At 54.4% G+C, this 228-nt stretch carries 1 protein-coding gene; it reads right to left on the bottom strand.

All coding sequences use genetic code 11. From position 1 onward, the window contains the following. A partial coding sequence (locus RRF55_RS28400) for a hypothetical protein (protein WP_439419356.1) occupies positions 1 to 228 on the bottom strand: 228 nt, incomplete at both ends.

A 228-nucleotide genomic window follows, 5' to 3' on the forward strand; every position in this document is an offset into this window, starting at 1 on the left:
TAAAGCAAAGGAGCTAACAAAAGAGCTGTGCGTACAAAGGGTCCACCTTTATAGGCGTACATGGCTCGCAGAAGCTCCCCAAAGCGCTGGGGCTCCACAATCGCAGGAAAGTTCGTGCCTCGATATGGAGTCAATCGAGCTTTCAGGCCTTCGGTGATGTCACGTTGAGTATTGCTGGCTGTTGGTAGCCAGTAGCGCCAGACCTGCCGCGCCAACATCAGTGCACGG

Origin of the sequence: Klebsiella sp. K47 (assembly GCF_051858335.1) — a bacterium.
Classification (GTDB): Bacteria; Pseudomonadota; Gammaproteobacteria; order Enterobacterales; family Enterobacteriaceae; genus Klebsiella; species Klebsiella pneumoniae.